The 26,514-nt window shown below is 50.1% G+C and carries 29 protein-coding genes and 2 pseudogenes; 17 read left to right on the forward strand and 14 right to left on the reverse strand.

Annotated features, from left to right (window positions below):
• Nucleotides 1-33 precede the first annotated feature (33 nt).
• The 5 genes from J3P96_RS15970 to J3P96_RS15990 all read right to left on the reverse strand — a co-directional run bounded on the left by J3P96_RS15970 (nucleotide 34) and on the right by J3P96_RS15990 (nucleotide 3,792).
• The gene (locus tag J3P96_RS15970) at nucleotides 34-1,014 is read right to left on the reverse strand and encodes a FecR domain-containing protein (protein ID WP_434652265.1); all 981 of its coding nucleotides are present in this window, start codon (nucleotides 1,012-1,014) and stop codon (nucleotides 34-36) included.
• Nucleotides 1,001-1,516 (reverse strand): sigma-70 family RNA polymerase sigma factor, encoded by a 516-nt coding sequence (locus tag J3P96_RS15975; protein WP_434658210.1) that lies wholly within the window; start codon nucleotides 1,514-1,516, stop codon nucleotides 1,001-1,003. Before J3P96_RS15975 ends, J3P96_RS15970 begins: the two co-directional genes overlap by 14 nt.
• 157 nt (nucleotides 1,517-1,673) lie before the next feature.
• Nucleotides 1,674-2,111: a GNAT family N-acetyltransferase gene (locus J3P96_RS15980; RefSeq protein WP_434652267.1), complete on the reverse strand. Its 438-nt coding sequence runs from the start codon at nucleotides 2,109-2,111 to the stop codon at nucleotides 1,674-1,676.
• Nucleotides 2,112-2,289: 178 nt separating this feature from the next.
• Nucleotides 2,290-2,700, reverse strand: a complete 411-nt coding sequence (locus tag J3P96_RS15985) for a hypothetical protein (RefSeq protein ID WP_434652269.1) — start codon at nucleotides 2,698-2,700, stop codon at nucleotides 2,290-2,292.
• Between the two features lie 204 nt (nucleotides 2,701-2,904).
• On the reverse strand, nucleotides 2,905-3,792 hold the full coding sequence (locus tag J3P96_RS15990; RefSeq protein WP_434652271.1) for a serine hydrolase domain-containing protein: 888 nt from the start codon (nucleotides 3,790-3,792) through the stop codon (nucleotides 2,905-2,907).
• 336 nt (nucleotides 3,793-4,128) lie between these two features.
• On the opposite strand from J3P96_RS15990, the gene J3P96_RS15995 reads away from it, so the two are divergent.
• A complete protein-coding gene (locus tag J3P96_RS15995; protein ID WP_434652273.1) occupies nucleotides 4,129-4,536 on the forward strand; it encodes a helix-turn-helix domain-containing protein in 408 nt (135 codons plus the stop codon).
• 510 nt (nucleotides 4,537-5,046) lie between these two features.
• On the opposite strand, the gene J3P96_RS16000 is transcribed toward J3P96_RS15995, so the two are convergent.
• The gene (locus tag J3P96_RS16000) at nucleotides 5,047-5,325 is read right to left on the reverse strand and encodes a hypothetical protein (RefSeq protein WP_434652275.1); all 279 of its coding nucleotides are present in this window, start codon (nucleotides 5,323-5,325) and stop codon (nucleotides 5,047-5,049) included.
• 248 nt (nucleotides 5,326-5,573) lie between these two features.
• Here J3P96_RS16000 and J3P96_RS16005 point away from each other — a divergent pair, with 248 nt between their 5' ends.
• From J3P96_RS16005 to J3P96_RS16015, 3 genes and pseudogenes are all read left to right on the forward strand, one after another.
• Nucleotides 5,574-6,398 carry a DUF6216 family protein gene (locus tag J3P96_RS16005; protein WP_434652277.1) on the forward strand — a complete coding sequence of 275 codons (825 nt, stop codon included), beginning with the start codon at nucleotides 5,574-5,576 and terminating at the stop codon, nucleotides 6,396-6,398.
• Between the two features lie 273 nt (nucleotides 6,399-6,671).
• The gene (locus J3P96_RS16010; protein WP_434652279.1) at nucleotides 6,672-6,863 is read left to right on the forward strand and encodes an antitoxin Xre/MbcA/ParS toxin-binding domain-containing protein; all 192 of its coding nucleotides are present in this window, start codon (nucleotides 6,672-6,674) and stop codon (nucleotides 6,861-6,863) included.
• Nucleotides 6,864-6,884: 21 nt separating this feature from the next.
• A pseudogene (locus J3P96_RS16015) lies at nucleotides 6,885-7,093 on the forward strand (hypothetical protein).
• Nucleotides 7,094-7,415: 322 nt separating this feature from the next.
• Here J3P96_RS16015 and J3P96_RS16020 read toward each other — a convergent pair.
• Complete coding sequence (locus tag J3P96_RS16020; RefSeq protein ID WP_434652281.1) at nucleotides 7,416-7,970, reverse strand: CGNR zinc finger domain-containing protein; 555 nt, start codon at nucleotides 7,968-7,970, stop codon at nucleotides 7,416-7,418.
• Nucleotides 7,971-8,157: 187 nt separating this feature from the next.
• On the opposite strand from J3P96_RS16020, the gene J3P96_RS16025 reads away from it, so the two are divergent.
• The 9 genes from J3P96_RS16025 to J3P96_RS16065 all read left to right on the forward strand — a co-directional run bounded on the left by J3P96_RS16025 (nucleotide 8,158) and on the right by J3P96_RS16065 (nucleotide 17,743).
• Complete coding sequence (locus J3P96_RS16025) at nucleotides 8,158-9,309, forward strand: MFS transporter (protein ID WP_434652283.1); 1,152 nt, start codon at nucleotides 8,158-8,160, stop codon at nucleotides 9,307-9,309.
• Between the two features lie 62 nt (nucleotides 9,310-9,371).
• Nucleotides 9,372-10,700 carry an aminotransferase class III-fold pyridoxal phosphate-dependent enzyme gene (locus J3P96_RS16030; RefSeq protein ID WP_434652285.1) on the forward strand — a complete coding sequence of 443 codons (1,329 nt, stop codon included), beginning with the start codon at nucleotides 9,372-9,374 and terminating at the stop codon, nucleotides 10,698-10,700.
• Between the two features lie 12 nt (nucleotides 10,701-10,712).
• Nucleotides 10,713-11,864, forward strand: a complete 1,152-nt coding sequence (locus J3P96_RS16035; RefSeq protein ID WP_434652286.1) for an acyl-CoA dehydrogenase family protein — start codon at nucleotides 10,713-10,715, stop codon at nucleotides 11,862-11,864.
• A gap of 7 nt (nucleotides 11,865-11,871) precedes the next feature.
• Nucleotides 11,872-12,261 (forward strand): thioesterase family protein, encoded by a 390-nt coding sequence (locus J3P96_RS16040; RefSeq protein WP_434652288.1) that lies wholly within the window; start codon nucleotides 11,872-11,874, stop codon nucleotides 12,259-12,261.
• Between the two features lie 35 nt (nucleotides 12,262-12,296).
• Entirely contained in the window at nucleotides 12,297-13,415 is a 1,119-nt protein-coding gene (locus tag J3P96_RS16045) for a hypothetical protein (RefSeq protein WP_434652290.1), read from the forward strand.
• On the forward strand, nucleotides 13,405-13,656 hold the full coding sequence (locus J3P96_RS16050; RefSeq protein ID WP_434658211.1) for a peptide ligase PGM1-related protein: 252 nt from the start codon (nucleotides 13,405-13,407) through the stop codon (nucleotides 13,654-13,656). Before J3P96_RS16045 ends, J3P96_RS16050 begins: the two co-directional genes overlap by 11 nt.
• Nucleotides 13,657-13,697: 41 nt before the next feature.
• Complete coding sequence (locus tag J3P96_RS16055) at nucleotides 13,698-14,651, forward strand: 3-oxoacyl-ACP synthase III family protein (protein WP_434652292.1); 954 nt, start codon at nucleotides 13,698-13,700, stop codon at nucleotides 14,649-14,651.
• Between the two features lie 60 nt (nucleotides 14,652-14,711).
• Nucleotides 14,712-16,928 carry a methylmalonyl-CoA mutase gene (gene scpA / locus J3P96_RS16060; protein ID WP_434652293.1) on the forward strand — a complete coding sequence of 739 codons (2,217 nt, stop codon included), beginning with the start codon at nucleotides 14,712-14,714 and terminating at the stop codon, nucleotides 16,926-16,928.
• 11 nt (nucleotides 16,929-16,939) lie between these two features.
• Nucleotides 16,940-17,743 carry an aspartyl/asparaginyl beta-hydroxylase domain-containing protein gene (locus J3P96_RS16065; protein WP_434652295.1) on the forward strand — a complete coding sequence of 268 codons (804 nt, stop codon included), beginning with the start codon at nucleotides 16,940-16,942 and terminating at the stop codon, nucleotides 17,741-17,743.
• A 227-nt stretch (nucleotides 17,744-17,970) separates the two neighbouring features.
• Here the strand turns inward: J3P96_RS16065 and J3P96_RS16070 are convergent, their stop codons facing one another.
• On the reverse strand, nucleotides 17,971-18,336 hold the full coding sequence (locus J3P96_RS16070; RefSeq protein ID WP_434652297.1) for a histone-like nucleoid-structuring protein, MvaT/MvaU family: 366 nt from the start codon (nucleotides 18,334-18,336) through the stop codon (nucleotides 17,971-17,973).
• A 595-nt stretch (nucleotides 18,337-18,931) separates the two neighbouring features.
• Nucleotides 18,932-19,144 carry a hypothetical protein gene (locus J3P96_RS16075; RefSeq protein ID WP_434652299.1) on the reverse strand — a complete coding sequence of 71 codons (213 nt, stop codon included), beginning with the start codon at nucleotides 19,142-19,144 and terminating at the stop codon, nucleotides 18,932-18,934.
• A 701-nt stretch (nucleotides 19,145-19,845) separates the two neighbouring features.
• Here J3P96_RS16075 and J3P96_RS16080 point away from each other — a divergent pair.
• The 3 genes and pseudogenes from J3P96_RS16080 (at nucleotide 19,846) to J3P96_RS16090 (ending at nucleotide 21,365) form a co-directional block, all read left to right on the forward strand.
• Complete coding sequence (locus tag J3P96_RS16080) at nucleotides 19,846-20,652, forward strand: hypothetical protein (RefSeq protein ID WP_434652301.1); 807 nt, start codon at nucleotides 19,846-19,848, stop codon at nucleotides 20,650-20,652.
• Between the two features lie 59 nt (nucleotides 20,653-20,711).
• A pseudogene (locus tag J3P96_RS16085) lies at nucleotides 20,712-20,889 on the forward strand (glyoxalase superfamily protein); the annotation flags it as partial.
• Nucleotides 20,890-21,086: 197 nt separating this feature from the next.
• The gene (locus tag J3P96_RS16090; protein WP_434652303.1) at nucleotides 21,087-21,365 is read left to right on the forward strand and encodes a hypothetical protein; all 279 of its coding nucleotides are present in this window, start codon (nucleotides 21,087-21,089) and stop codon (nucleotides 21,363-21,365) included.
• A 181-nt stretch (nucleotides 21,366-21,546) separates the two neighbouring features.
• Here J3P96_RS16090 and J3P96_RS16095 read toward each other — a convergent pair whose 3' ends face one another.
• The 4 genes from J3P96_RS16095 to J3P96_RS16110 all read right to left on the reverse strand — a co-directional run bounded on the left by J3P96_RS16095 (nucleotide 21,547) and on the right by J3P96_RS16110 (nucleotide 24,019).
• On the reverse strand, nucleotides 21,547-22,269 hold the full coding sequence (locus tag J3P96_RS16095; protein WP_434652305.1) for a hypothetical protein: 723 nt from the start codon (nucleotides 22,267-22,269) through the stop codon (nucleotides 21,547-21,549).
• A gap of 179 nt (nucleotides 22,270-22,448) precedes the next feature.
• The gene (locus tag J3P96_RS16100) at nucleotides 22,449-22,886 is read right to left on the reverse strand and encodes a GNAT family N-acetyltransferase (protein WP_434652306.1); all 438 of its coding nucleotides are present in this window, start codon (nucleotides 22,884-22,886) and stop codon (nucleotides 22,449-22,451) included.
• A gap of 249 nt (nucleotides 22,887-23,135) precedes the next feature.
• Nucleotides 23,136-23,582: a GNAT family N-acetyltransferase gene (locus J3P96_RS16105; protein ID WP_434652308.1), complete on the reverse strand. Its 447-nt coding sequence runs from the start codon at nucleotides 23,580-23,582 to the stop codon at nucleotides 23,136-23,138.
• A 167-nt stretch (nucleotides 23,583-23,749) separates the two neighbouring features.
• Nucleotides 23,750-24,019 carry a hypothetical protein gene (locus J3P96_RS16110; protein ID WP_164444941.1) on the reverse strand — a complete coding sequence of 90 codons (270 nt, stop codon included), beginning with the start codon at nucleotides 24,017-24,019 and terminating at the stop codon, nucleotides 23,750-23,752.
• A gap of 228 nt (nucleotides 24,020-24,247) precedes the next feature.
• Between J3P96_RS16110 and J3P96_RS16115 the strand changes: the two genes are divergently transcribed.
• On the forward strand, nucleotides 24,248-25,048 hold the full coding sequence (locus J3P96_RS16115) for a GNAT family N-acetyltransferase (RefSeq protein ID WP_434652310.1): 801 nt from the start codon (nucleotides 24,248-24,250) through the stop codon (nucleotides 25,046-25,048).
• 143 nt (nucleotides 25,049-25,191) lie between these two features.
• Here the strand turns inward: J3P96_RS16115 and J3P96_RS16120 are convergent, their stop codons facing one another.
• Nucleotides 25,192-26,424: an NADH:flavin oxidoreductase/NADH oxidase family protein gene (locus tag J3P96_RS16120; RefSeq protein ID WP_434652312.1), complete on the reverse strand. Its 1,233-nt coding sequence runs from the start codon at nucleotides 26,422-26,424 to the stop codon at nucleotides 25,192-25,194.
• Between the last annotated feature and the right edge of the window lie 90 nt (nucleotides 26,425-26,514).

Here is a 26,514-nt window from a genome sequence, read left to right on the forward strand (position 1 = left end):
TATTTTTCAGCTAGCACAAATTTTTTGATGGGCTCAGGTGGCAGCGGTCACGGTCACCCAATAACGGGTTCGATAATCAATGTTCAAGTGCAGTGACTGCGCGACCAATGCCAGGACCTGATCGTTGTCGGCGAGCTGGAAGGTGCCGGAAACGCGAAGATCAGCGACCTCTTCGGCGCAGCGCAGCACCCCGGGGCGATAACGCGACAACTCCACGATGAAATCATTGAGGCGCATATTGCACGCACTGATCACCCCGTCCCCCCAGCTCCATAGATCCAGGCCGTTGTCCCTGAACATTCGGGTGCCACTTGATGAGAACAGCAGCTGGCTTCCTGCCTGGACGCTGCGGCTCGCAGGAGTTTGACTGGAGCCGAGGAAAACCGTGACTGATCCTTCCTGAGCCGAGACCAGAGTGCCATCATCCAGCTCGCGTGCCAGGAAGCGGGAACTCTGAGCGCGCATGATCCCGTCACGTGACTGCACCCAGAACGGTCGCGCTTGAGGCGAGTGTCGATCCGCGCCGACATTCACGATGATTTCACCACGTCGCAGGATTATCAGGCGTCGCTGGGCGTCGAAATCGCTGTCGACGGCGCTATCGCTATTGAGCTGGATCAGGCTGCCATCATCGAGTTGGAAGCGTCGTTGCTCGCCGGTACTGCTGCGCTGCTGCGCAAGCATGGCGGGTACGGGCGTATAGTCCCGGCCGAGCCAGGCTGCAGTGCTAACAGTGGCCAATAGGCCCAGCAGCTTCAGGCTTTCCCGCCGCCGCATTCCATGATGGGTACCACTAAGGGTTTGTCGGGCCAATTGAGCTGGCACGCCCGCAAATTCATCCCCAAGCGTTTCCACACGCTGCCACGCCAACACATGCTCCGGGCACTGCTGCAGCCAGTGCTCGAAAGTGCGCTGTGTTTGTTCATCGGCTTGATTGAAGCGAAGGCGCACCAGCCATTCGATCGCCTGCTCGACAATGGCCGGATCGAGCGCCTGCGGCTCATGCCTCGACATAACGCAAGCGATAGCAGTGCTGCAGGGCCGTGGCCAGGTCGCGTTCCACCGTCGCACGGGAAACACCCAGCTTTTCGGCTATTTGCGCGCAGGTCAGACCGTCGAGTCGGGCAAATAAAAATGCCTGGCGAACTCTGGGTTTCAGCATACCGAGCATGCGGTCTATGCGCTCGAGCGCATCGAGAATCAACAGCCGGCTTTCTTCCGAGGGAACCTCGTGCTGAGGCAGCAACGTGACGCTTTCCAGGTAGGCACGTTCGAGTTCACGACGACGATACTGATCGATCATCAGTCCGCGGGCGATACTGCTCAAATAGGCCCGTGGTTCGCGCAAGGGGCTGGACTGGCGGGATTTGAGCAGACGTACGAAGGTGTCCTGCGCCAAATCTGCTGCGTTATCGCGACATCCAATGCGTCGGATAAGCCAGCCGTGTAACCACGAGTGGTGGGTTCGATAGAGCAGCCCTAGATCTGTGTTACCTAGCGTTTCATCGCTGCGCATCGGAATCCCGGCAAGTACATGATTGATAATTAATCGCATTCTACTCAGGGGCTAGGCCTTAGGCAAATACGTGGCGATCGGTGTCCGTTTTTTGGGCACGTTGCGCTGGAAAAACATCGGAACCTGAGTGGCTGCATTTGGCCGAAAGCTGCCAGAGTCAGAGGCTTCTTTGCTGCACGATGTGAGTCGCATGGGCGTCTTGAGTTCGTGTGAAGCCGCAGCGCAGGTAAAAAGTGCTTCCCTCAGAAGTTTCGGTGTAAAGACGCACTCCTTGAAAGTGCAAAGCGGCGTGGGCAAGCAAGGCGCTAACCAGTCGCCTGCCAATCTGTTGCCCCCGTGACGCAGGAGTTACATAAACACGCCGCAGCCTTCCTATGCGGGTATGCGTGAACGGATCAACAGACAGACCTCCAACGCCCACCAGTTGCCGGTCTAGATACGCTGCCATTAGGCATTCGCCTGGCGCATCGAAGCAATTGGTGCCTGAATACCATTCCGAAGTCAGCCGAGTGATAAACCTGAAACCTTCTGCCACAGCCTCTTTCTCAAGGGCATAAATTTGTGACGGCATGTGCGTAACCCGTTGAATCTCCATTGGCGGTCAGTCCTCCCTAATTGGGTACGAAGCTTCTGAGTTGCTAGGGATCTTGATGTGCGGACTGTGCGCACGCAAGCGGCAGCTACCGACCCAAAGAGGACACCAGTTGCCGGAAGAAATCGGCGCAAAAGCAGCTTCCGATCAACAATCGAATCTCAGGTTCTGTGATCCACACCTACAAGCCGCATAGGAGTTCGCGCCTGACCTGAAGAGCAATTGCTGCGAAGCCCTTTCCAGTGCCGCGCTTGCGGGGCGCGTAGTCCTGATTAGCAGAAACATCCTCCCATTGACTCACCGATTCCACGTACCTGTGAGTGTTATCGGTATCAATTTCAAACTCTATGAACCGCTCTGCGTGAGTGAGCAAAAGACCATAAAGGCTGGGCATACCGGGAAAGTCGACCTCAAGATCTAATACGACGGTTTCTGACCATCTAATGCCTTTCGACTCGCTATAGTTTTTTAAGGCGAGGGGAATCCCTCTGGCCAACCAAGCTTTGGCGGTTACCATGAGTCTGTGGGCCACAAGAGCATTTTGCTCTTGCACGTTCAGTTGCCGCTTTTTTAACAGACGCTCAATGTCCACTTCAATTTGCTCAAAAAATCGTCGCTTCCAGAGTGACGATGACCTAACAAACGCGCAACGAATCAGGCGACTCCCATCGCCACTCTGCTACCCGGTCCGCGCGGGGCGTAGCGACGTCCCGATGTCTTTACCGAAAGACGTCTTTCGACCCAAGGCGGTCATTCGGCAAATCCTTTGACCGACGCCAAAAGGCGTTTAATGCAGTCAGCTCTTCTGACGCAGAACTTGCATGAGCTGCTCGACGACGATGGCTTCGACGAAGCCTTCACTGGACCCCACGTCAAAAGCAGCACAACAAGCCGATGCGTCGCCGTCGCAGAGACGGTAGACAGCAATGACACTGCTCGGTCCGCACCCGGTGTGCCCGCATAGCGAATACCCGCCATCAATCGACCCTTGCATCACGCCAAGGCCATAGCCCGGCGTGATCCAAGGGCGACCGGGAATCGGGCCGCCCAATGTTCGTGCTTTTTGCATTTCCTGAAGCAAGTCCGTGGGGAGCAGGTCTGCACAAAAGAGTCGATCCAGAAATAACGCTGCGTGCGAAATGTGGCCGATCAACAAGCCGTGGTAAACCCAGGCAGGATCATAACTTGAGGAACTTCCAAGGTGGGTCGTTTGGAAGTCTGCTCGCGTTTTTGCAAAGCGAACGCCCAATAAGCCCAGAGGAGAAAGTGTCCGTTGAATTACCGCTTCATCAAGCTTCAGATCAGTCAGCCGTTCAATTAGCCTGCCGACAAGCAGGTAGCCGACATTCGAGTAACGCCAACCGTTTCCGGGACTATATCGGAGTCGAGCACCGTCAAGGCGTTGCATCATTTCAACGGCCGGCCAGGCTGGCTCACTATTTTTAACGGCGGAGTGATACTCCGCAAGTTCTCCGTAATCAGGCAGACCGGCCTCATGCCGTAGTAACTGGCGTAGCGTAAAAGGCTGACCAAGAACAGGGTGGTCCAATCCGACCAGCCCGTCACGCACCAACGATAGGGCCGTAGCAGCCAAGACTGTTTTCGTGAAACTCCACCAGGGGGCCATCAGTTCTGAGCGATCAGCCGCTTGTACCTGACCATTTGAAACGAGTGAACTGAGCATTGGCTTCCTTGGAGTCTCAAGCGGATCGGCAGCTTGACAAGATACCTCAGTCATTCCTTTCGCGGAGGCAAAGATCAGCCGTTGCACTGTCCTGAACGACTGCTCTTGGCCGATAGCTGCCTGTCACGAAGGGCTGCTATCGACCCATTGCTGCCGGTGGCGAAAGGCAACAATCGGCCATTCGCTGCCACTCGGGATCGATAGCAGTTAGCCGTTCTATGCCGACCATCATTACCGCGTGCGCTGGTTAAGTCGAATGCACACAGTTGGTCAGCAAAATGCTATTGACTGGTCGATAGGTCACGCGCGAGCGCTGCAGCGTTGCGATGGATACGGGTGACCAGAGGGCTGACCCAAAAAGATGTCAGCACCACTTTCGCTGCGTCACACGTCAGTCAACTCGAAGCCGGCAAAACAAGTCAGACAGTCAAGGTCGCTGGAGATTTGGCCCTTGCACTCGGCCTGTCACCTTCTGCGCTACTGGCTGCCGCTGCCGCCTCCAATTTGGGGACTACGCCTAGAGCTGTGCTGATGAAAGCAGTTGACGACCTGGAGCGTCTTGGGCTGATCGATACAGTTCCGCCAGCATCAGCGCAAAGCACCGATAGCCCTCACCCGACCAGCTCGCGGGCTGCACGTACACGCTCGCAAGTCCAAGAAGTGAAAGCTCGGGGGCTAACCCAGGTAAAAGTCTCTAGGGATCTGGGGATTCCGAGGTCGACAGTTCAGCGGCACTGGCACTGAAGTCCCCTTGGTTCCGATAATCAAGCCATGAGATTGTTTACAGCTTAATTCTTGGTCGGCCGGCGAGCAGCATTGTCCTGTAAACATCTAATATTTCGCAGATCAGTTTCAGGGCGCGTTGCGTCCGCTGTCGGGCTCCAGGAAGGGGATTTACCTTATAACTATCACGCGTCATGATGCCTCGAGGGCGGCGCTCAGCAGAGCCTACCAAAGGTTCAGGATTGCGAGATCTGTGATGGCTGACCAATTCCACTATCCAAGCAGACAGTGCAAGACCTGTGGCATGGAAAATCCAACGCTTAGGCACTTGGTCATATAAGGAACAGGAATTTTTTACAACATGGATAGCATAGTATGAGGTGGAGCAGGTTTCGAGGTGGCTGGCGGAAAAGCATCATCGCAGTGGTGGTTCTTCTACTCGCGTTTTTCAAGGATTTTTCGACCATCCTTGGGCCTTGGGCACCCTACATCAATCCCCCAAGCTCATCCGACGGTTTGAACTCCAAATTGCTAGGCATGTGGGATGAGAAATTCCAATACGCTCAACACAATGGCGTGGTCGGCTTCGAGGGCACTATTGAGTACTTTCGCAACAGCACATACCGAATTACTGGTCTGCTGAAGAGCACTACCTTTTTGCCCGTACCATTCCTTCCATACGCCACAAGCTATAACTTCGATGGCAATGGAGAGTGGCAGGCCACTGATGATGAACTGGTAATCAAACTGCTGAATGTGAAAACGCGAATAACCGCCAAATCGATAGCTGGCATGAGCTTCGACGTCCATGGCACCTCACCTCATCAAAGTGCTGAGGAATCCGAGATTGAGCGAGGTCTCCTCTTGGCTCAGTCCCAGCGATATGACATTCGCAGCATGAAAAAGGACGAAGTCGTATTGGAAACGAATGGCCTTTTCGCTGACAGCTATGTCATCAAGATGACCCGAACCAAGCAGCTGTACATGAGATAGCAGCATCACGTTGCGAAACGCACCAGCCCTTCCTTGCCATTCACCATCTTGTTGGAAACTCCTCCTTGTCCGAACAGCTCGTTAAATCTCCTCTGGAATGGATCGACGTTGCAATCAAAATACTGCCCTATTTGGGAGCTGCTGCGTTGATGATCTACGTGATGCTCAGAACCAACGCGATGTTCTATGTGGTCTACCGATGGCATCAACTGTTGGGAGCGACAAAGGGCTTCAACAGCAAATTTGCGCAGCGTGTGTGGGCGGATCATGAAGACTTGCAGCGCTTCAACCTGTGGTTCGGACTGCAACTCAGGACGTCCAAACATATGGCAAAGCTGCTTTCCTGGATGAGTCGCCATGAACTGACTATCGAAGAGCTGTGCCGAGCACGTCGCTACTTCGATGCAAACGAGCTTGCCTTCAAAATCCCCTCAAAGCTTCGGCGCAGAACCGTGCGAACCATGATGCTGCTCGTAGCGGCATTTCTGTCCTTGGCAGCCTACGTGTTCACTCAGACCCCGTACGCGTTGCTCACGGTCAAAAAAACTCATATTACGTTCTGGGTTCAGCCAAACGGCGCCTTCAATGGCACCGGCAACTGGTTGCCGTGGGGTGGCTCTGCCCAGTGGACAGTAGACAATCAATACTGTCTGTTCTCGGATGGCCTGGAGCCCTTCAAAGATCAGTGGGACAAAGAGGTTGTCTGCAACCTGGTGCTGGGCAATTCCAATCAGAAAATCGAGGACATCATCGGTGAGCAGTGGGCGATCGGAATGGGGGTGGGCTGTGCGGCATTTGTCTGCCTCATTTTTCTAATCTTCATCATGCTTTGTGAGGTCAACGCCACGGCTTTGGAGAAAAAGGTTGCCGATGTGTCGGGGAGCGTCTAGTGGCCTGCTCCCGTTCTTGCCTTGGGCAGACGCTAGCTGTGTAACCTGCTGCCCCAGCACCACTTCGCGGAGCGATGCTTTTGACAGCTAAATGTTTCCTTCCGGCAGTGGGCTCGAAACCTATTGCAACAACCATCGTCTCGGCTGAAGCAGGCCAAATTCCTGAAGTCGCCTGGTTTTGCTGGTATTTTTATGCCACTAATCTCATGCGGGAAAAAGCAACCATGCAAGCAATAGCCACAATGCCCGCACCTGCAAATGTGAGAGCCAGAAATGAACTACGTTGAATTGGTTCAGCGCCAAGCCGAGGCCGTCTTTGGCAACAAAGCAAAAGCCGACAATTGGCTGACCCAACCGAAAAAAACCTTCGGTGGCAGCACACCATTGGAGCTCGCTCACACTGAAGAGGGATACAAGCTGCTAAAGGCTGAGCTTGAAAAACTCAGTCATGGATTCGCCTGTTGACTGTCCCACGGAGGAATCACGATGTCCAACTCAGACCTACTCCTTCCCTTCTGTACAAGATCAATCAGAACCAGCTAGCGCTCGAAGCGGCAATCATGGAGCTTACGCTGTGGGTCGAACGACACGGTTCAGCGGAGGTTGCTGTCAACGTTCGGGGCGCTTTGGATACCATCAGCAAGAATGAAGAATTCATCAACATGACCCTTGCAGTGCTCATGACTCCGGAGTGACCAGATTCGATCTGAAATTAGTGCTCTCGCCCAGTTTTCCAGAGCCACAGTGGCCCACTTAGGGCAAGTCACCTGTTCGAGTCCAGCAGTCCAGGAGGACTCCAAGACGCCAGCCGCAAAGCAGCGTGGGGTTACGCCTGGCAAAAATCGATGTCAGAGATTCAGCGTTAATGCGAACCTGCATCGCAGCGCGACGAATGGCTTTACAATTGGAAAAGACCCGATGCCCATGACTGATGATGCGTGTCCAAGTCGTGAACGACGAAACCGGATGTGAGCTATTTCCGGTTGGTTGTCATCTCAATTCTGTAATAACCCGCCTCTAAGCCTGTTTAGCCGCTGCTTTTCTGCTGCGGAAAGCCTTAACTTTCGCGATCGTTCCGCAAGCTCGACCATGCGGGCCCCCTTTGGTCATCCCACACCAGCGCTTGCTTGAGTTACGAGTTTTATCAATAAATGCGCAACGACAATCCGGACAAATTTTTAACTTAACAATCTCACCTTTGATGATGAGGTTCGCTGCTACACATAGTAGATAACCGGCAACGTCACCCTCATTTGACACCATGGCCTCCGCCGTTACCGAAGAGCCATGGAACATCACGCCGATGTGAAGCCCTTTCTCTACGAGTAGCTCGGTTAGCCGGCCGTCGGCCCCCTCCTCTCGCAAAATAAAACAACGCAACGAATCTCGCACTTGGGTCAGTTCATTTCCTATAGAAGCGTTGCGCTTTAGCTTGGAAAACCGCCCGAATCGCTTAGACCAAGCGTCGTCAGACAGCAAAAGCTCCGGAAGCTCGTCATAAAACTCACGGGTTTCATGAGAGATCGAGAACGTATTGGCTACAGCCCTGAGAATTTCGAGCTCAGTGGTCATTTTTTTTCCGATAGCTTGCGAATGAAATATTTTTGCAAAAAAATGAGACCAAGCTAACCTCCTAGTCGGCTTAGCCGGTTACGCAACGATGACAGGCGCCCCACCCGCCAAATTTGGCGCCGAAGCGGAGTGTTCCACCGACATGATAGCAAGCCTCTCCTCGAACTACCGGAAGGTGCCAAGAGACATGTGGCCCATCCTTGGAATTCAGTTCGTCATGAATGCGTCGCATTTCATGGTCGTTCCGCTCCTGGCTGTCTATTTGGCAAGTACCATGGCGCTGACATCCTTTCAGGTCGGCTCCGTCATGGCGGCGAATCTACTGTCTGCCCAAGTGTTACCAATCATTACTGGCACACTCGCCGATCGTTTCAATGCTAAACGTTTTCTCATCGGCGGATTAGCTATGCGGAGCTTTGGTCTGATCGTGTTCGCATACGTAAGCGATTGGCGAATGCTAATGCTAGCAGCGACCATCATGGGAACGGGGGTCGCTTTATACGATTCGGGGCTTTACGCTATCTTTGGTCGACAGAACAAAGAATCGCGTACTCAAATTTTTCTCGTAAATAATCAGATGCTGAACGCGGGGGTGATAGTAGGGCCGCTTATAGCTGCTATTGCGGCCCACATTGACATCAGATTGTCATTCATCTGCAGTGCAGCTTTATTCCTGGCTCTAGCCTTGGCGAGCTGCGCAATAAAAGTCGAGAGCAAAGCGCTATCCACCGCCGGCAATATTGTACGGGACTTGAAAAAGGCGGCTTGCGACCCGCGAATGATAAGGTTGATAATAACTTGTTCGCCTTGGTACTTCCTCTTCGCGCAACTCTATGTATCGTTCCCGCTTTATTACGCTGAAATCGCTGGCCAAAATTCAGCCCCAACAATTTTCCTGGTCAATGGTATTGCAGGAATAGCTTTTATGTTTGCTTCAATGGCGTTCATCCATAAGCTTCGCCCAGCAACCTCACTACCTATTTTGTACGCAGTCGCTGCAGTTTTCTATGCTTTGGTTCCCGCGACTCAACTGCCTATATGGTTTCTAGTTTTTGTAGTCCTCTACACTGCGATTGAGACGCTAATGCTACCCATGAATGAAACTCTTGTCGCTGAAATAGCTCCGATCCAAAGCCAGAGCACCTATTTCGGAATAGTTAGCGCTGCATCCGCCATAGTTGGCGCTGTGGGATATTATGTAGGTAGCTGGTTAGTGATGAATAGCTCCGCCCTCTTCACATGGTTAACATTAAGCGTGATATCCGGCATCGGATTCGCATTGTCAAATCACTTTAAGCGTGCACTGCTATCAAGCAACGAGTTCGCGCAGCCTAAATAAAAGCCTGAGCCCGCATCTGGCAAGGCTAAAAACCCAGCTTAATTCCAATATTGAGGCTTATCATGGACGGATCACTGCTGCGCTCAAATTATAACGTCATACCACCTGAAATTTCACATGGCAACGGTGCCACGTTGTTCGATGAAGAAGGGAAAAACTATATCGATGGCAGTTCCGGAGCCATGGTTGCCAATTTAGGCCATGGCAATAACACGATCGCCGAAGCCGCCAGCAACCAAATTAGGAAAATCGCCTATACGTACCGAACTCAGTTTACCAACGCACCAGCAGAAGCTTTAGCGGATAAATTGATTACACTTGCGAAAGATAAATCCAAGGTATTTTTTCTCAGCTCAGGGTCAGAAGCCACAGAGGCAGCCGTAAGATTAACTCTCCAATATTGGCGGGAGGTTGGTCTTCCAACAAAACGGAAAATATTATCCAGAAAGATTAGCTATCACGGCAACACGTTGGGCGCACTATCGCTCTCGGCCGATGCGCGTAGGCACGCTATTTTGGACATAACCGCATTTGAGCCTACGGTACCGCCATGCTATTGCTATCGATGCCCGAAAGGCTTGAACCCTAACACTTGCAACGTAGACTGCGCCGACCTTCTGGAAGAATCGATATTACAAACAGGGCCCGATAATGTGGCGGCCTTCATCACTGAACCCATCATAGGTGCGAGCGGCGGTGCGATCGTGCCTCATCAACTATATATGGCAAGAATCAGGGAGATCTGTGATAAATACAATATATTACTTATCGTTGATGAAGTCATTACAGGTCTAGGGCGAACGGGCGAATGGTTCGCAATGCATCACTGGCAGCAAAGTTCTGACATCACGATTCTGGGAAAGGGTTTAAATGCTGGCTTTACTCCCCTTTCAGCTATTCTGCTGAATGAACGAGTACATGAAGCTATTAGAGCAGGCTCGAGACAGGTTTCATTCGGACATACACACAGTGGGAATCCATTATCGACGGCAATTGCTTTGGCAGTGGTAGAGGAAATCGAGAAAAATAACCTTGTAGAGCGATCAAGAATCAAGGGGGCGGAGCTCGGCAAAACCTTGAAGGAAATAGGAAGCCAGTTCGACATGGTGGGTGACATTCGTGGAATAGGAATGTTGTGGGGAATTGAATTTAACCAACCAACCCCCCATCGAACACCCTATCCCAAAGACGCTGGCTTGACCGATCTCATTATAAAAACCGCACAGAGGAATGGACTTATTGTTTATCCATGCCGCGGCCTAGTAAATGCCACTTTTGGCGATGCCATTATAGTGGCCCCACCTCTCAATACTACTGACGCTGAACTTGCCAACTTAGCATCAAGACTATATGAAACAATATCGCAGATACATGAAGCTAAATCCAACTGAAAGGAAATCGAAATGGATACTACGTGGAATGAAAATCAAGCTTCTATTCGTGCTGATTTTGCAACTTTTGGGTACCGCATAGCAGACCGCGCTTCGAACTCAAGAAGAGAGCGACAATTCGATCATATCTCGTGGGATGAACTAGCCTCGACAAGCTTCTTTAAGCTAGCAGTGCCAAAAAAATATGGAGGCACTGGTAACGGATGGTGGGACTTTGCAGCTGCCTTCGAGGGACTATCTACAACGGCTGGCGACCTTGGTTTTTTGCTAAGCATTATTGCTCATATGGGAGCAATAAGGATCATAGCCGAAAAAGGCTCTGAGGAGCAAAAACAGACATACTTGCCGCGTCTCGCAGCGGGCACGATTGCGGCTACAGCAGCGACAGAGGAAAGCGGAGGATCAGACGTTTCTCGCATTCAAACCAAAGCAACAGAAAAAGGAAATGAACTCACACTCGAAGGCATTAAGAAGCATATCACCAATGCTCCAATAGCGGACATCTTTGTCATCGTAGGTCGACTTGCCTCGCTGCCCGAAAAACGGGATATGACTTTGTTTATTCTGGATAGAAGTAGTTCAGGCCTCACTACCGCACCAGCAGAAGTGATGTTCGGAAATGAGACTAGCCCCACCGGGGATATTTTGATCCACAATGTCGTAATCGATTCCAAAAACATCATCACTCCTCCAGGGGAGGGCCTTCAACAACTATACAGTATGCTCACGTTAGACCGTCTTCTCTATTCATTGGTCAGCGCGGGCTACCTCGAACCTATCCTCTCATCGGCCATTACTCGAATAACTGGACGACAATCCTTCAAGCGGCCAATGCAAGAGCATCAGTACGTCCAAGAAAAAATTGTTCATATAAAACTTGCAATGGAGAACTCTCGCCTTCTTGCCTATGCTGCGCTCGACAGAATGCTCAAAAACCATCCCGAAGCAAATCTCATGGCCTCCGCAGCCAAATACGTAGGCTGCGAGAGTCTATGGACGTCGGCATATGAATTCCTTCAGCTCCATGGGCATTACGGCTACGTAACCGAGGAAATCACCAACGTCATAAAAGATACAATTGCAACACGTATCGCAGGCGGCACGAGCGAAATTCAGAAAGTTAATATATTCAACCAACTGATTTCCCTTCATAAAACCGCTTGAGGGCAACATGATGCATCTATTGATCGGCGCCGAGCAAAAAAAAACAATCATTGTGACAAACGAGCAAACAGACGAAGCATGGGGCGGGAGCTTTCACGTTCTATCTAGCCCCGCGTTAATTGGCAGCGTTGAGATGTTATGCGCAGAATTAATCTGCGATCAACTTGAAGCAAAAGAAACCACAGTAGGCGTAAAATTCGATTTTCTGCATCTCGCGCCTACACCAACCGGTCGAGCGATAGAAATAATAGTAAAGCTTGTAGAGGCAGACGAAAAAATGCTGACCTTTTCAGCTGAAGTTAAGGATACCAAAAACAACACCGTAGTGTTTAAGGGTTTTCACAAAAGAGCTGTAGTCCAGCGAGAACTATTCATTCAAAAAATTCTCAACACATGAGCTTTTAAACTTAAACCATTACACGAGTTCTTACAGTGCCAAAAATTATCATTGGAAACGTTGATAACGAAAGCATGCTCGGCGACCGATCATTTCTTTCGTACGACTTTAAATGCGGTACCGCAATGGCTGCGTCGCGTCTGGCGTGGATTGCGGAGGAAGGCGATATTATTATTCTTCCCCTCATTCCGAATACAGAAATGCAGGAATACATGGATCTTATCAAAGGACGGCGTGCGAACTCGATAACCTTCATACAGCCTCAATGGGGCGATCAGGAATTCACGCCGTTAACTGAGGAAATATTACTGTCTAAAGCAATGATCACCGAAATTAAAAAAGCGATGGTCAAAAATGCAGACTGGACATTACTACCTTACATGTTTGATAGAACTATTACAGCACTTGCGCGAGAGTTGTCCATATCAGAAGGAGACTCTAGCATAGGTTATCTGGCCGAGGGTGGAGGTGAAATCCTAAACGATAAGGCGCTATTTCGCGCAATGGCAGCAAATAGAGGAACAAATCTAGCCCTTGGCCAGCGATGTGGCAGCCTAGCTCAGCTAACGGCAGCATTTAGCCAGCTAATTGAAGTGACCGGAGCGCTGATTATAAAGCAGGATAAGAACTCCAGCGCAGATGGAAATGTGATAGTGAGCATAAAGCCGCTGCAATCAACACAAGGTTCATCAGTCTGTGAAATAATTGACCACTCCGACATTAAAGAGGCCGCGAATAGAACTTGGTGCCGACTGTCATACGCCGAGGCGGCTACGTTGATTGTCGAGGCTTATTACGAAGTAGAAAAAATTCTTTACATGGAGTTCTACGCTGATCAAAGACTTAGAAAGCCAGTATTTCTAAATTGGGGCGAACAACGGATGGAACCGCTGTTTAGAGGTTTCGTCATACCACCTGAGTTACCTGGGTACCAAGCTGCTACGTTCTCAAGCGGAGCAACTGAGCTAGCAAGAATGTGCTTAGATATGGGTTTCCAAGGACTGCTAGATGTCGACGGTATCGTCACAACAGACGGGGAAATTATCTTCAATGAAATTAATGCTCGGGCAGGGGGATGTTCGCATTTTACATGTAATTTGCGAGCATTTACTTGGACACCGTTACGGCGACCGTCATGTGATTATGGCGCATAACAAAATCCCAGCAACCAGCCTAGAGCGCGCGTTACAACTGCTAAAGAAGTATGGACTTGCATTTAGCGCGGACAGCAAATCCGGCATTATCATTACAGTTGATGACACCGAGCGGTCGGGTGTCATTGAGTTTTTGTGCATTTCGAAAGACCGCATTTCTGCAGAACAGCTTGAATCAGAGTTTGAAGACCATCTTGTAAGTGACGTAGCAAAAAGCACAACTTCCGCCCTAACACACTAATTCAGCTGTAAAGTCCTATGAGCATTCGAGGCGAAGCAATCATGAAATATAAGGGTCGAGGCGTAAAAATCACAAAATTCAGCTCATATTTACCTTCACGCACAGTATCAAATATGGAGTTATCCAAAAAAAACAAACAACATCCAGAATGGGCGTTCGATAATCTCGGAATAAAGTCTCGCCACATTAGCGCGCCTAATGAGTTAGCGTCCGATATGGCGGCGGCGTGTATAAAGAACATGTTCCAAAATAAGAGCGATACATTGCTATCAAGCGTGGATCTCCTAATTCTAGCAACTTCCTCACCAGACCAGCAAGCACCGTCAACTGCTACGATAACACTTAGCAAGCTTGAGGCTAACGGAATACCATCTTTTGATATCGCTGCAGTATGCTCAGGCTTTGTGGTCGGCCTGATAACCGGAGCTCAATATATTAAATCTGGAATGTATGATTGTGTACTGGTTGTCGGTGCAGATTGCTTCAGCAAGTCTACAGATTGGAACCGAAAAGACAGTGTGTTCTTTGGTGATGGAGCCGGAGCAGTTCTTCTGGAAGCGAGCTGGGATGAGGCATCTGTGTTCGAGTCAAGTATGTTATCAGACGTCACTGGTGTAGCGCATTTCGAAATACCTAAGAACTCAAGTTTTTTTGAAATGGACGGGAAACAAGTATTCAAGTCAGCGTCTTCTTTAGTACCCTCTGCAATTGAACGGGTACTAAAAAATGCCGGCCTGCACCCATCAGATATAGATATTGTGATCCCTCACCAACCATCAATAAAGCTGCTGCAATCGATCGCAATAAGTGCGGGGATACCTTTTAGTAAATTCCATACAAATATGGAATCCGTCGCGAACACAGTCTCTGGAACAGTTCCGATTGCTCTGTGTGACGCCACAGCAAAAGAAAAAATAAATAGTGGAGATACTGTGCTTTTTTTGTCAGCTGGAGCCGGGATGATTGCGGCAGCGGCGGTAATGACTTGGGCGTAGATTTGAAATGGCCTGAGACAGGATAAGTAAATTTACTCATCGATAGCCGAAGGTAACTTTATGAGCACTGACTTAAAGACTTGCAATGAAGATTTGGTTAACGAATGGTCAGCCGCTGCCAGAAAATACATTTCAGAGCACGCTTTATCCGGCGGGGAAAAGGAAAGGTATGATGGAATTAAAGTCAAGCCGCTATATACCCCACTGGATCTAAAGGGAATACCCTATTTAAAAACTCTTCCCGGATTTGCTCCCTTTTTGCGGGGCGTCATCCCAACTATGTATGCATCGAAGCCTTGGACGATCCGTCAGTATGCTGGCTTCTCAACAGCGATCGAATCTAATAATTTTTTTAAGGCTGCATTAAAAGGTGGCCAACAAGGGATCTCCGTAGCATTTGACCTGGCTACTCATCGTGGATATGACTCAGACAATCCACGAGTTGCTGGCGATGTGGGCAAAGCTGGAGTAGCGATTGATACTGTTGAGGACATGAAATTACTTTTTAACGGAATAGATCTCAAAAATATCTCTGTGTCGATGACTATGAATGGAGCAGTGCTACCAATACTCGCGTCGTTTATCGTAGCCGCTCAAGAACAAGGCTTATCCTTATATGATATCCGCGGAACTATTCAAAATGACATTTTAAAAGAGTTCTTGGTAAGAAATACGTATATTTACCCGCCAGAACCCTCTATGAGAGTTGTACGCGACATTTTGTCCTACACCTCGGCAAATATGCCAAAGTTTAATTCTATTTCCATTTCTGGTTACCATATGCACGAGGCAGGTGCATCGGTAGCAATGGAGTTAGCGTTTACCATTGCGGATGGCATCGAATATCTAGAGTTATGCAAGACCCAGAACATCGATATCGACCTTCTTGGAACTCGTATTTCTTTCTTCTTCGCAGCAGGTATGGACTTCTATCTGGAGGTGGCGAAATTAAGAGCAGCTCGCGTTTTGTGGTACGAAATCATGGGGGAATTCGGTGCGCGCACGGACAAATCTCGAGCAATGCGAGTCCATACGCAAACATCAGGCGTCTCGCTCACCGTCCAAGATCCTTTAAACAATATAATTCGTACTACAATCGAAGCTATGTCCGCCGTATTTGGTGGCACCCAGTCTCTGCACACCAACTCATTTGATGAAGCTATAGGACTGCCAACGGACGAATCTTCGCGGATTGCGCGCAACACACAACTTATCCTCCAAGAAGAAACAGGCATACCCGATGTGATAGATCCTTGGGCTGGCTCTTACTTAATGGAAAGTCTCACACAAGAGTTAATAGAAAAAGCAAAAGAAATAATTTCCGAGGTTAGAAATCATGGAGGCATGACCGCAGCAGTGGCCAGCGGCTGGGCAAGAACAGAGATCGATAAATGTGCGGCTCATAGGCAGGCCGATATCGATACGGGTAGAAAAACCCTTGTAGGCGTCAATAAATATCAAACAAACTCTGACAGTTCAACACCTTATCGTGAAGTATGCTCTAGATATGTGCTAGCAGCTCAAATTGACTCTCTTGCGCAGATAAAACTACGTCGCAATACGACTTCTGTCAACCAAGCCTTATTAAATTTAAGAGAAGCTGCTAAGGAGCCAGACGCTAACCTTCTTTCGCTGACTATCGATGCCATGCGTGCCCGTGCCACCGTTGGGGAGGTATCGGAAACTCTAGCATCTATATTTGGGCGTCATGAAGCCACCCCCAACTTAGCAGAAGGTGTTTACGCCTCATCTCACCCTCAAAATGCGGACTGGCAGAATATCAAACAGCAAATTAGTTCTTTCCAATCACGGCATAATCGCCCCCCCCATGTTCTAATGACTAAACTGGGTCAGGATGGCCACGACCGTGGGATGAGAATGCTTTCGGCCGCTTTTAGCGATCTAGGCTTCCATATAACTGTAATGCCGTTATTCAAAACACCTGAAGAGGTTGCCCATTTTTCAAAACTTGAGAATGTAGATGCAATTGGCGTTTCTTCGCTCGCAGGCGGTCATAAACGTTTGATTCAAGATCTTTTCATAAACCTTAAGCTTATAGAAATGCACCCTATAGTATTTTTAGGGGGCATCATTCCTCACGCAGACCACGATGAATTGCTCAGCGCGGGAGTTAGCGGTATTTATACCCCAGGATCAACGGTGGCTGCGTGCGCTTTGGATATAATTCAAAAAATCCTGCACCGTTTCACGAAAGTTAAACTAAAGTCTCAATTCATTAAATGCCCTTCCATTCCACCTATGAACATCCCTCTTTAAGGAGATTCAATATGACTACAGTTAAACCATGCGTAATTCAGAACCTGATCGCATTCAAAAATTATCTTAAGCAATCTGCAAACGAGCTTAATATCGATCGCCCACTTGAATGGCTGGGCATGCTGATCTCTGGAAATCAACTACAATCAGTGCATTCCTATCAGCGTCCTCGGCATTATTTCCCTGGACTGTCTGACAACGCGTGGCACGATCCTACGACTGTTCCCTTTTGCGCGAAGCTCGAAGAAAACGCGCAGAAAATCGCGGCTGAATACTTTGGGATAACCAACTCAGACCCTGAATCACCATACGTTCAAAATGGAGTTGACTTCATCACCGGTACCGAATGGCGCGCAGCATTGCTAAAGAGCTGGGATTTTAAGTCTGATCAATGTCAAATCTACCCTAAAACGGCTGATCTTTTAAGTGATTCGGATTCTGCAGAAACGGCGATGTTCTCAGTTGTTAAAGCAGGCGGCAAGATTCTTCCCCACTGCGGCCCTTGGAATACGAGGCTAACTGTTCATTTGGGTTTATCCATTCCAACAGAGTGTCAGATTCGCGTGGGTGATGAAATAAGAACCTGGACACCTGGCTCAACGTTAGTATTCGATGATAGCTTTGAGCATGAGGTATGGAACAATAGCGATCAATCGAGGGTTATATTATTGGTCGATGTATGGCACCCCCAATTAAATGGCGAAGAGCGGATGACTCTTGAGCCCATGCTTAAGCTATTAGATGAAGATCACAATGGCTACTATACATTAGAGCATGCTATAAGCTATGTTAATAAGTACCTAGCGTTGCGTTAGTGCAAGCCAAATGCCAACACATCATGCATCAGAACCTTTATTCGGCTGGCACGGCGACATGCGCAGATGTACTACGACCACTTTGGCTTACACGGTCTCGTTGTCGGCGCCCATCACTGAACAAGCTCGCGAACAAAGCGTACGCGATCCTCCAGAATCGGACGTTTACTATTTCTCAATCATGAAATAAAAAGGCCCTTTCGGGCCCTCTTGTACGCCAAACAAAATCACTTGGTCAGCCAGGACTCAACGGTGTCAGCACCGTGCTCAGCCTTCCAATCCTTCAAGCCTTTGTGATTGCCACCTTTCGTTTCGATGATTTCGCCCGTGTGCGGGTTTTTATAGACCTTCACCTGACGAGCTTTCCGGGCACGAGTGTTCAGCGCAGCACCTTGAGCGCGACGACCTGCATGTGGATCAAACAGGTTGATCACATCCTTCAGGCTGTAGCCGTATTTCCCGAGCAAATCACGCAGCTTCGTTTCGAATTCGATTTCTTTCTTTAGGCCTGCATCACCCTTGAGCGCCTCAAGGGCCTGGAGCTGCTCGGCGAGGTGTTTTTCGAGTTGGCGAAATTCTGCGAGCTTGGACATGTTGATTCTCTAGGTGGTTAGTCGCCTAAAGATACACCAAAGCCCACAATTGGGTTAGGGGTCAGCGATACCCGTGAAATGAAACGTCGCTGTAGTTCGCTCTTTGAAAGCAAGCGTGCCTAGGTTCACTGCTTATTTCCTTCGTCCTTAGCTGAAAGCGGCGAATGGAGGTCAACGTCAACCTCACCGGCTCGGTAATTGGGTTGTCCTGCCCGTCTTGCTGGCGACGTGTCGCTCCGAAGCAGTCATCAGGATATTTTGAGCATCGTCTGTCGGGCCTGTGTGTGCCCCATCGTTGTTAACCAGTTTACTGATGTGTAAACCTGCGCAGTTAACACGTCAGAAAGTTAGTTAACATGTGGCGGGGCAGATGCCCAACGAGAAGCCAGGCTCTGGACGCTTTCGCGCTAAGGTGATGTTTACAATCCCAGGTCGCGCGCGATCTGATTATCTACAATGACTCCTGTCGCCCCGGTCGACTTCAGAAGAAACCGCTGCAAGCAGCCGTAGAGGTGCTCCCGCAACGGAGCGCGCAGCGATACGAAGGTATCCCCCCTCCTCCATGCACTGATCCCAGCGTTGGTCAGCACAGCCCCTAAAGCTTCATGCCATTAAGGCCGATGTCTTTGGCATAGACGCGATCGAGCTGATGAAGACCTGGACGTCGTTTGTAGTTATGAACCGCTTTCGTGATCAGCGCGTCGAACTCAACATTTGGCAGGCCCTGGTGCGCCAGCGTCCAGATCTGCCGCTCTAGTCGATAATCCATTCCCATCTCACACAAATTACAGCCGTAGCTATCCGTCATCGTATCGTCTTCGGTTAGGCGCTGAATTTTTTTCCTTCAGAGTTTTCATTTGTAGCCAAAGAGAAGGCGGCGGCCTTGCCGCCGAAGGCCGACCTCCCTGCCCGGGCACCGCGTAACTTTCACATAAGGCGAGAATCGAGTACAGCAAGAGCAACATCACAAGCGGAGCAACAGGCTAAAAGCAGAAGCATAACAGTGGTGGCCTGCCCGCCGGCGATGTCAGGACTACCCTGCTTTTCTTTTGCTCTCAAATATAAGAACTCCGTCTCGTTTAAAAATTTTCAAGGGGGGCGGTGGAAATAAATCAGGATGGCCGACAGATGGTCGATGAATCGACAGTTTGGCGATGCCTGCTATAAGCATTTTCATGCCTACGCGAAGGATGCGAGCCCGGCTACGCGCCGAAATCTTTAGCTTCCGGCACCACCCCGTACCCGGCTAGACTGGAGTTCCATCCCATACATAGCTGGCTGAGCGTTTATGCGTTCATAAGCCTGTTGGATTGCATTGATGCGAGGTGTATTGACGCAAGGGAAGGTCATTACGACCACCGCCAGGGTCAGCTATCGGCAAAAGGGGCCCTTCGCACCGTTACGGTAGAGCCGATATCTGGCATTGGTTCGAATGCTTTTAATTTTTTCTAATGACGGTGCACTATCATAAATAGCTTTGAAGAATAACTACGTTCTGAGGTACGCATAATGCTTTATAAGTCAATATTAATGTCGGCGCGAGCATTGTTAGTGGCTGGGTTTCTGGCTCTTGCTGGCTATGTCTACCCGAGCGAAATGGAAGGAAAGAAAAACTGTAATGAGGAACTGGCTGAGCTCAGTTACTTGCCACTTGCATCTGGACTAAGCATAGAAAAACGTTCCATTGGGAACCTGCATGCCGTTGTGGGACGAGATAAGGATGAATGCAGACTCCAATATCTTGAAGGGGCAGTTATATGGGATGGGAAACAAGCGTACCCCTATGGCGTGAAAATTGATGAAAAACCAAATAAGCATGAATATTTTACAGTGGTAATCGCATTTGGAAATATCAATAATTGCAATGATTTGGCTGAGTGTCAAAGAAAATCAGCCGAAGGTCGACCGGTGAAGCCTGAAGAAAAATTAGTGGTCAACCTTGATAATTATCCGGGGTACAGCTTTCATTTGAATCACCCTCCTCCCGATGTATTGAATCGCGACGTGCTGCATCTTCTAAATTATGAGGGTAAGGCGATGACTGGCACTACAAAAAGAATATTTGAATGTCACGGGCTACGATCAAAAAGCGTCAGTCGACCTAGCGAGACCAAAATTGACCAAATGATGCATATGACATTGACAGAGCTAGCGTCTATCGATTTTTCAGAGAATAAAAGTTATTGCGTGCTGGAGTTTATTTTTTTTCAATTCCGTGCTGGAGGCGGTCGACTGACGTTAAATATCAATCAGCTAAACGAAGCCGCGAAGGCAATGCCAAGCTTAGAACAATATTTTTCCAACGCAATAAAATAGAGCGGCCAACGGGGCGCTACTGACTATGAACATGGCCAGTCTATTCTTTAACTTGCCAGGCTAGCCCAGGGTCGACGATATTTGTCCCGATGCAAAACATCAAAGTGCTCCGGGACAAATTACTGAGCAAACGATACGGATACGGACGCCCGGATATGTTCAGCAGGGCTGGGGCAAGTTCTGGAAGTGCATGACCCGTTCGGCAACCGAATTAGGTTCTGCCAAAGTGGATCCTAGTCTTTGCGCTGAGAAGAGCCAGTCCGCGTTTGGACGGCTCTTCTAGTGACTGGCAACAATCGGCCACAAACGGACACTCAGTAATTGGAACGCGTCGTCAGCCTGCACATAGAATCAGCACTTTCGACCATTTGTGCGGTCTACCGGAAGCCACAAATGGCCTCACCTGCACATATCCGCGCTAGAGAAACGACCACATGAAAATGGCTGCCGCTTTTACACTCTCCTGGCTGTGCTTCATCTCAATGAGTGCATTTGCCGATGATCCGGACAAAGATTATCGAGAGGCAAACAAGCGCTATTGGGAACACCAGCGGGAAATGGATAAAGCAGGGATGGAGGACGACAGGGAGCACCGCAAGTTCCATGAAGAAATGGATCGGGAGGAGCGCAAGCATTATGAAGAGATGGAGCGGGAAGATGCCAAGCGTAGAGCGGAGTACTATCGCGAGCGGGAAAAAGCCTACCGTAACTGACTTCATCCAGGAACGATCCTGATTCGCGGCTAAACTGCCTTTTTCAATAAAGTCGACTGGTTTTCGCCCATTCGCGAGTGTCCACTTGGACGATTTCAGTCGGTCGTGATAGGCAGCAATCAGCCAGAAGCTGCCGGTGGTAACGGGCAGTAAACGGCCAAAAGCGGACTTCCGGGTGATCCTACGAAATAATGGTTTTTTCACTGTTATTATTTATGAAAACTTCAGTGTTCTCAGAATTCGCCTCTTGCTCAAGCTCAATCTGTGCTCTTTTGAGATAGCGACGGATTCGGGTGTCTCGCGTTTGAGCAGTTCGAAAGCCATCAAGTCCTAAGGACACCACAACGGCCAAAGATCCAATTGCTAGAATGTACAGTAGAGCTTGCGTGGGCCAAGCTGGAGTTTTTTGAAGGTATGCGGTAAAAAGACTTACTAATGCTGATATGAGTATTACTGTAATAAAGTGTTGGTTGATCAGGAAAGGCTTAGACGGCGGGCTTAGGGTTTCGGAGTATTCGGCGATAGCTTTAAGCTTCATTGGCGTGTATTTAACCTGCTTGATTCTTTGTAGAAAAAAAGCATAAGCCAAGATGTCGGTACGCTCTGACAATCGTTGCTGAGCAATGTCGTACTGCTCGTACTCAATAGGGTAGAGCTTTGCTAGCAGCGTCTCTACTGACTTAAAAAACACCATCATAGAAACGGCCATTCCCGTCATGCATATAAACGGCCATAGAGGATTTTTGAACCAGTAAAGAGTGGTCGATATTGTAATCATTACCAGCATTGTCACCAACGCCGGTAGGAGGTATCGCTTACGTCCACAGACTTTTAACCGTTCATAGCCAAATATACGATTACTTTCAATGTAGATTTTTTTTATTTGCGACCAGTTTTTATGCATTTCGTCATTCCTTTCGACAGAGACTGCACTCTATTTTCCTGAGTTTCTTCAGTTTGCACAAATTGTTTTAGGCCGTGAGCAGTCAATCTGCGACAGACAACAACGGCCTGAAAGCTGTCAGTTATGAATGATCCAGCAGAAGTCCCTCGAGCCTCTTTTGACCTTTAGGGGGATCGCCTTTACAGACGCATTCCCATCTCGAAAGCACGAGTCTCAAACCCGAACTCTGTGTACATGCGAGCAGCACGTGCATTGAACGGCCAGACGGACAACCTCAAGTCCTGGGCGTCATTTTCGATAGCCCAGTTTTTAACGAGCTGAATAAGCATACGTCCAATACCTTTCCCCCAAAATTGCTCGGCAACACATACCGATCCAATGCGAACAACATTCAGCGGTTGCATCAGCGGCCCAGAGCTTGCTGACAGGCTGGCAGTAATGAAGGCTGCGGCCTGGTGACCGACATTCGCGATGAATACAACCTGACCCGGTTTCTCGAAAAGACCTGACCAGTGAGGAAGATCGCGCGAAAAGTCTTGGGTGGCAGCCGCGTAAATATCGGGGCGGGCAGCGTGGTGCACCGCGTTAAGCAATTGTCCTAACTCACAGATGCTCAATGCGTCTTGTACCGTTGCTGCTCGGTAAGGGCTTCGTCCATGATGTGCAACTCTCCTTGATTGTGTGGGTGGTTCGCAAGGCTCCCGGTCTTTGTCTCATGGCAGGGATGATATTCCAATGGCTGCTTTTGGGCTGTGGATTCAACCGGTCGATGCAACAGATTGGTTAAATCCGCAGGCCGAAAGTAGCCATTCCGGACGCTCCTGCACGCCAGAGTGATCGCCATGCGTTGAAGGACTATCCATCAGTCATTTGATATGTCGGTAGACCTTTGTTGTACGGACCGAAAATCCGGCCCCCTCATATAAACGATGGGCAGATTCACGATCTGGATTGGAGGTTAAATCCAGAGTTCTCGCGCCGAGGTCACGGCTTTTTTCTATTGCTGCTTGTATGAGTGCTTTGCCGACCCCTTGACCTCGAGCACTGGCATCTACTACGACGTCTTCGATCCAGGCACGAATACCTGTCGGAATGCGAAAATGAATCAGGGTCAGCGCCCCCAAAATGCTTCCTCCACTTGCTGCTCTCACTACCAATAAATCGGAGCACTCTGAATCCACAATCTGCTCCAAATCTTCCATTGTCATCGCTTGAGCGTTTCTGGAAAGCTGTGGGAGAAGGTCATTCAAAGATCTGAGCAGCACAGGATCGGTTTCTTGAACCACCTCGACAATAGCGGATTGATTTGTCATTAGAGATCCTCAAGTGAAGGGTGGTGAAGCTTCAATGGTTCAATTCGACACACTACCCCAAAGGGTCTGCGAGTGACCGCTTTTGGCCGTTCTCTGCCAGTCGCGTGAGACAGAATGCGACCCAATATAGATAGTCCGTGTCGAACGCAACAAACCGTCGGGATGAATTACTCCCCGGATTGCAAGCGCTCGATAGCTTCGAGAAGCTGGCCGTCGAAGTACTCGGTTTCATCTCGTTCCTGGTCTTTCATGCGGCGCTTCGCCTCGATGAGCAGGTGTTTGGTCGCGATGTTCTGATTCAAAAAAGTAGCGACCATAAGATCATTCAAACTCTCTAGAGGTGTGTCCCATGCCTCCCTGCAACGCTGAATTAGTCCTGTAGAGGCATCCCCACTCCATGGACCTAAAATATCCGAGACTGCCAGGGTGGAGGTCATGAGCCTGCCTTTGAGAGAAATTGAAGGGCTAGTAATTTCGCACGCTCGGGAGATTGATGAATAGCGAAATCGAATGCCCGCTTCTGGCCGATTGCAGCCTGTCACGAAGGGCAGTAATCGACCCAAAGCAGCAGTGAAACTGAGCCAGGCACTGGTACGTACCTGGACGCAAGCGTATTGTTCGACGTGCTTCACCTCTCTTGGAGTTTTTAGAAAAGGATGACGAACATGGATGTTGAGCTTGCTCACAAGATTGAGGCCGCAGAAAGCGAGTATCTACGTTCGCGCGTTGAGAACCTGGCAGAAATAAGCGGAAATCCTTATGGCGCGCGTGTTTTTTTCAACGCGGACTTTCCGTGTTTTCAGGTGAACGCATCGCCAAGCCCAATGTTCAACCGCATTTATGGTGACATCACCAGCAATCCCTTGGCAGTGTTAAATCTGCTCAATGAGTCAGCGGAGCGATCGACTGTAATTCCTCTTATTGGGAAATCTTCGGCGTTGGAGCAATACGTTGTTGTGGGCGAAGCACGGCTTGAGCGTTTGAGGGGCTGGACTCATTTGCAATTAGCTTGTGCCATTGAAAAGGTGGTTTTGAGTCGTCACTCATTCGAAATTGAAGAGGTCACGTCGAAGACTCTGGATCTATTCGCAGAAGTGCATGCGGGTAGCTTTCATACCAAGCCGGAGCATCGGCTTCTGAATCAGGCTTCCTTTGTAGGGCCGGTGCCTGACGGACGTCTGAAAATCTACGTATTGAAAGCGGAAGGGATAGTGGTAGCAGGGGCTTCGATGTATCTGGCCAGCAATGGCGTTGCCTACCTCGGAACGGCGGCAACACGAAAGGATGCCCGGGGCCACGGCTACCACCGAGCGCTGATTTCTCAACGAATAGAGCAAGCAAAGAAGCATGGCTATCATTGGATCGCTGCGACCGCGCTGGCCAGCTCCCAGAGCCGCCGAAATCTCGAGCGTGCCGGGTTAACGGCATCCCATGCCCAGGCACTGTACCGCCTGACAGACAGCTGAGATATACGGCTGAGAGTGACCGTCCGCTTCGGGCCGATAGGAGCTTTCATGACTAAACGCTTCCGGCCAGAATCGTCCCATTGCAATTCACCAGCAAAAGTGGCCTCCCACCTTTGCTCATCAAGCTTTAAATAAACATCAACTCACATCGAACGTTTCTCCACCCAACGCCGATACTGACGCGTGCGAAATGCCAGGGCGAGCTGCTGCAGGATCAGCGCACGCAACGGTGACACGCTCGGATCGGGCTGTTTGGCCCGACTCAGTTTGTGCAATTGAAACTTCACCACCGCCATGTTCGCCAAGGCCGCAAGGGTCTTGTTTTTCCAAGTGACCGGCGGCAATTGCGGGGCGTTGTCTTTGCCCTGCAGCCAGTCACGCGGCAGATGAGGATCGATGGCCAACGCCGTACCGATGCCCACCATGGCCACACCGCTTTGCACGACGCTTTCGGCAACCGGACGTCGACGTATGCCACCGGTAACCATCACCGGCATTTTGGCGACGGTCTGGATCTCACGGGCAAACTCGAGAAAATAAGCCTCACGGGCCAAGGTACGCCCATCACGCGCCTCACCCTGCATGGCGGGGGCTTCGTAACTGCCGCCAGATAATTCCACCAGGTCCACCCCCAGGTCGTTGAGCAGCCCGACCACTCTTTTGGCGTCATCGGCTGTGAACCCTCCGCGCTGGAAATCGGCGGAATTGAGTTTGACTGCTACTGCAAATCCCGCCGAAACCACAGCCCTGACCGCCTTGACGACTTCGAGCAACAACCGCGCCCGGTTTTCCAGAGAGCCGCCCCACTCGTCCGTCCTTTGATTGGTCAGCGGCGAAAGGAACTGACTCAACAAATAACCATGGGCGGCGTGGATTTCCACGCCAGTGAATCCGGCTTGTTCGCCAAGGCGTGCAGTGTTCGCGAAGCGCTGGATAACCTCTTCAATCAAACCAGGGGGCATGGCGTGAGGCGTGGCGAAACGCTTGGACATGTTGCCCAGTGCCAACGGCACAGCTGACGGCGCCCAGGTTTTTTGCCCGAGGTTGGCTTGCATCTGTCGACCTGGGTGGTTGATCTGCAACCAGAACTGCGCACCGCAGGATCGGCCTATACGCGCCCAGTGCTTGAACTTGTCCAGCGGCTGATCATCCTGCAACACCACGCCACCCGGTCCGGTCATGGCGCGGCCGTCGACCATCACGTTGCCGGTGATGAGCAGGCCGGCACCGCCGTCGGCCCACGCCTGGTAAAGACGCATCAGTTCTTCGGAGGGCGCCTGGTCGGCGTCCGCCATGTTTTCTTCCATGGCGGCTTTGGCGATTCGGTTCTTGATGGTCGAACCGTTGGGGAGCATCAGGGTGTCGAACACATTCATGGAGCGGTCCTCAGCTGGGTATGAGGCACCTTAAGATTGAAGTCCACTTTAAGGTCAATCGCTTTTTCTTTTTGCGTGCTTTTGACGGGA

The sequence above is a fragment of the Pseudomonas sp. R3-56 genome, assembly GCF_051132075.1.
In the GTDB taxonomy this organism is placed as follows: domain Bacteria; phylum Pseudomonadota; class Gammaproteobacteria; order Pseudomonadales; family Pseudomonadaceae; genus Aquipseudomonas.

Excerpts from the sequence above, each read along its gene's own strand:
- J3P96_RS15970 (WP_434652265.1), bottom strand. The coding sequence starts at position 1,014 with ATGTCGAGGCATGAGCCGCAGGCGCTCGATCCGGCCATTGTCGAGCAG.
- J3P96_RS15975 (WP_434658210.1), bottom strand. The coding sequence starts at position 1,516 with ATGCGCAGCGATGAAACGCTAGGTAACACAGATCTAGGGCTGCTCTAT.
- J3P96_RS15980 (WP_434652267.1), bottom strand. The coding sequence starts at position 2,111 with ATGGAGATTCAACGGGTTACGCACATGCCGTCACAAATTTATGCCCTT.
- J3P96_RS15990 (WP_434652271.1), bottom strand. The coding sequence starts at position 3,792 with ATGCTCAGTTCACTCGTTTCAAATGGTCAGGTACAAGCGGCTGATCGC.
- J3P96_RS16000 (WP_434652275.1), bottom strand. The coding sequence starts at position 5,325 with ATGGACGTCGAAGCTCATGCCAGCTATCGATTTGGCGGTTATTCGCGT.
- J3P96_RS16010 (WP_434652279.1), top strand. The coding sequence starts at position 6,672 with ATGAACTACGTTGAATTGGTTCAGCGCCAAGCCGAGGCCGTCTTTGGC.
- J3P96_RS16020 (WP_434652281.1), bottom strand. The coding sequence starts at position 7,970 with ATGACCACTGAGCTCGAAATTCTCAGGGCTGTAGCCAATACGTTCTCG.
- J3P96_RS16025 (WP_434652283.1), top strand. The coding sequence starts at position 8,158 with ATGTGGCCCATCCTTGGAATTCAGTTCGTCATGAATGCGTCGCATTTC.
- J3P96_RS16030 (WP_434652285.1), top strand. The coding sequence starts at position 9,372 with ATGGACGGATCACTGCTGCGCTCAAATTATAACGTCATACCACCTGAA.
- J3P96_RS16035 (WP_434652286.1), top strand. The coding sequence starts at position 10,713 with ATGGATACTACGTGGAATGAAAATCAAGCTTCTATTCGTGCTGATTTT.
- J3P96_RS16040 (WP_434652288.1), top strand. The coding sequence starts at position 11,872 with ATGATGCATCTATTGATCGGCGCCGAGCAAAAAAAAACAATCATTGTG.
- J3P96_RS16050 (WP_434658211.1), top strand. The coding sequence starts at position 13,405 with ATGGCGCATAACAAAATCCCAGCAACCAGCCTAGAGCGCGCGTTACAA.
- J3P96_RS16055 (WP_434652292.1), top strand. The coding sequence starts at position 13,698 with ATGAAATATAAGGGTCGAGGCGTAAAAATCACAAAATTCAGCTCATAT.
- scpA (WP_434652293.1), top strand. The coding sequence starts at position 14,712 with ATGAGCACTGACTTAAAGACTTGCAATGAAGATTTGGTTAACGAATGG.
- J3P96_RS16065 (WP_434652295.1), top strand. The coding sequence starts at position 16,940 with ATGACTACAGTTAAACCATGCGTAATTCAGAACCTGATCGCATTCAAA.
- J3P96_RS16070 (WP_434652297.1), bottom strand. The coding sequence starts at position 18,336 with ATGTCCAAGCTCGCAGAATTTCGCCAACTCGAAAAACACCTCGCCGAG.
- J3P96_RS16075 (WP_434652299.1), bottom strand. The coding sequence starts at position 19,144 with ATGACGGATAGCTACGGCTGTAATTTGTGTGAGATGGGAATGGATTAT.
- J3P96_RS16080 (WP_434652301.1), top strand. The coding sequence starts at position 19,846 with ATGCTTTATAAGTCAATATTAATGTCGGCGCGAGCATTGTTAGTGGCT.
- J3P96_RS16090 (WP_434652303.1), top strand. The coding sequence starts at position 21,087 with ATGAAAATGGCTGCCGCTTTTACACTCTCCTGGCTGTGCTTCATCTCA.
- J3P96_RS16095 (WP_434652305.1), bottom strand. The coding sequence starts at position 22,269 with ATGCATAAAAACTGGTCGCAAATAAAAAAAATCTACATTGAAAGTAAT.
- J3P96_RS16105 (WP_434652308.1), bottom strand. The coding sequence starts at position 23,582 with ATGACAAATCAATCCGCTATTGTCGAGGTGGTTCAAGAAACCGATCCT.
- J3P96_RS16110 (WP_164444941.1), bottom strand. The coding sequence starts at position 24,019 with ATGACCTCCACCCTGGCAGTCTCGGATATTTTAGGTCCATGGAGTGGG.
- J3P96_RS16115 (WP_434652310.1), top strand. The coding sequence starts at position 24,248 with ATGGATGTTGAGCTTGCTCACAAGATTGAGGCCGCAGAAAGCGAGTAT.
- J3P96_RS16120 (WP_434652312.1), bottom strand. The coding sequence starts at position 26,424 with ATGAATGTGTTCGACACCCTGATGCTCCCCAACGGTTCGACCATCAAG.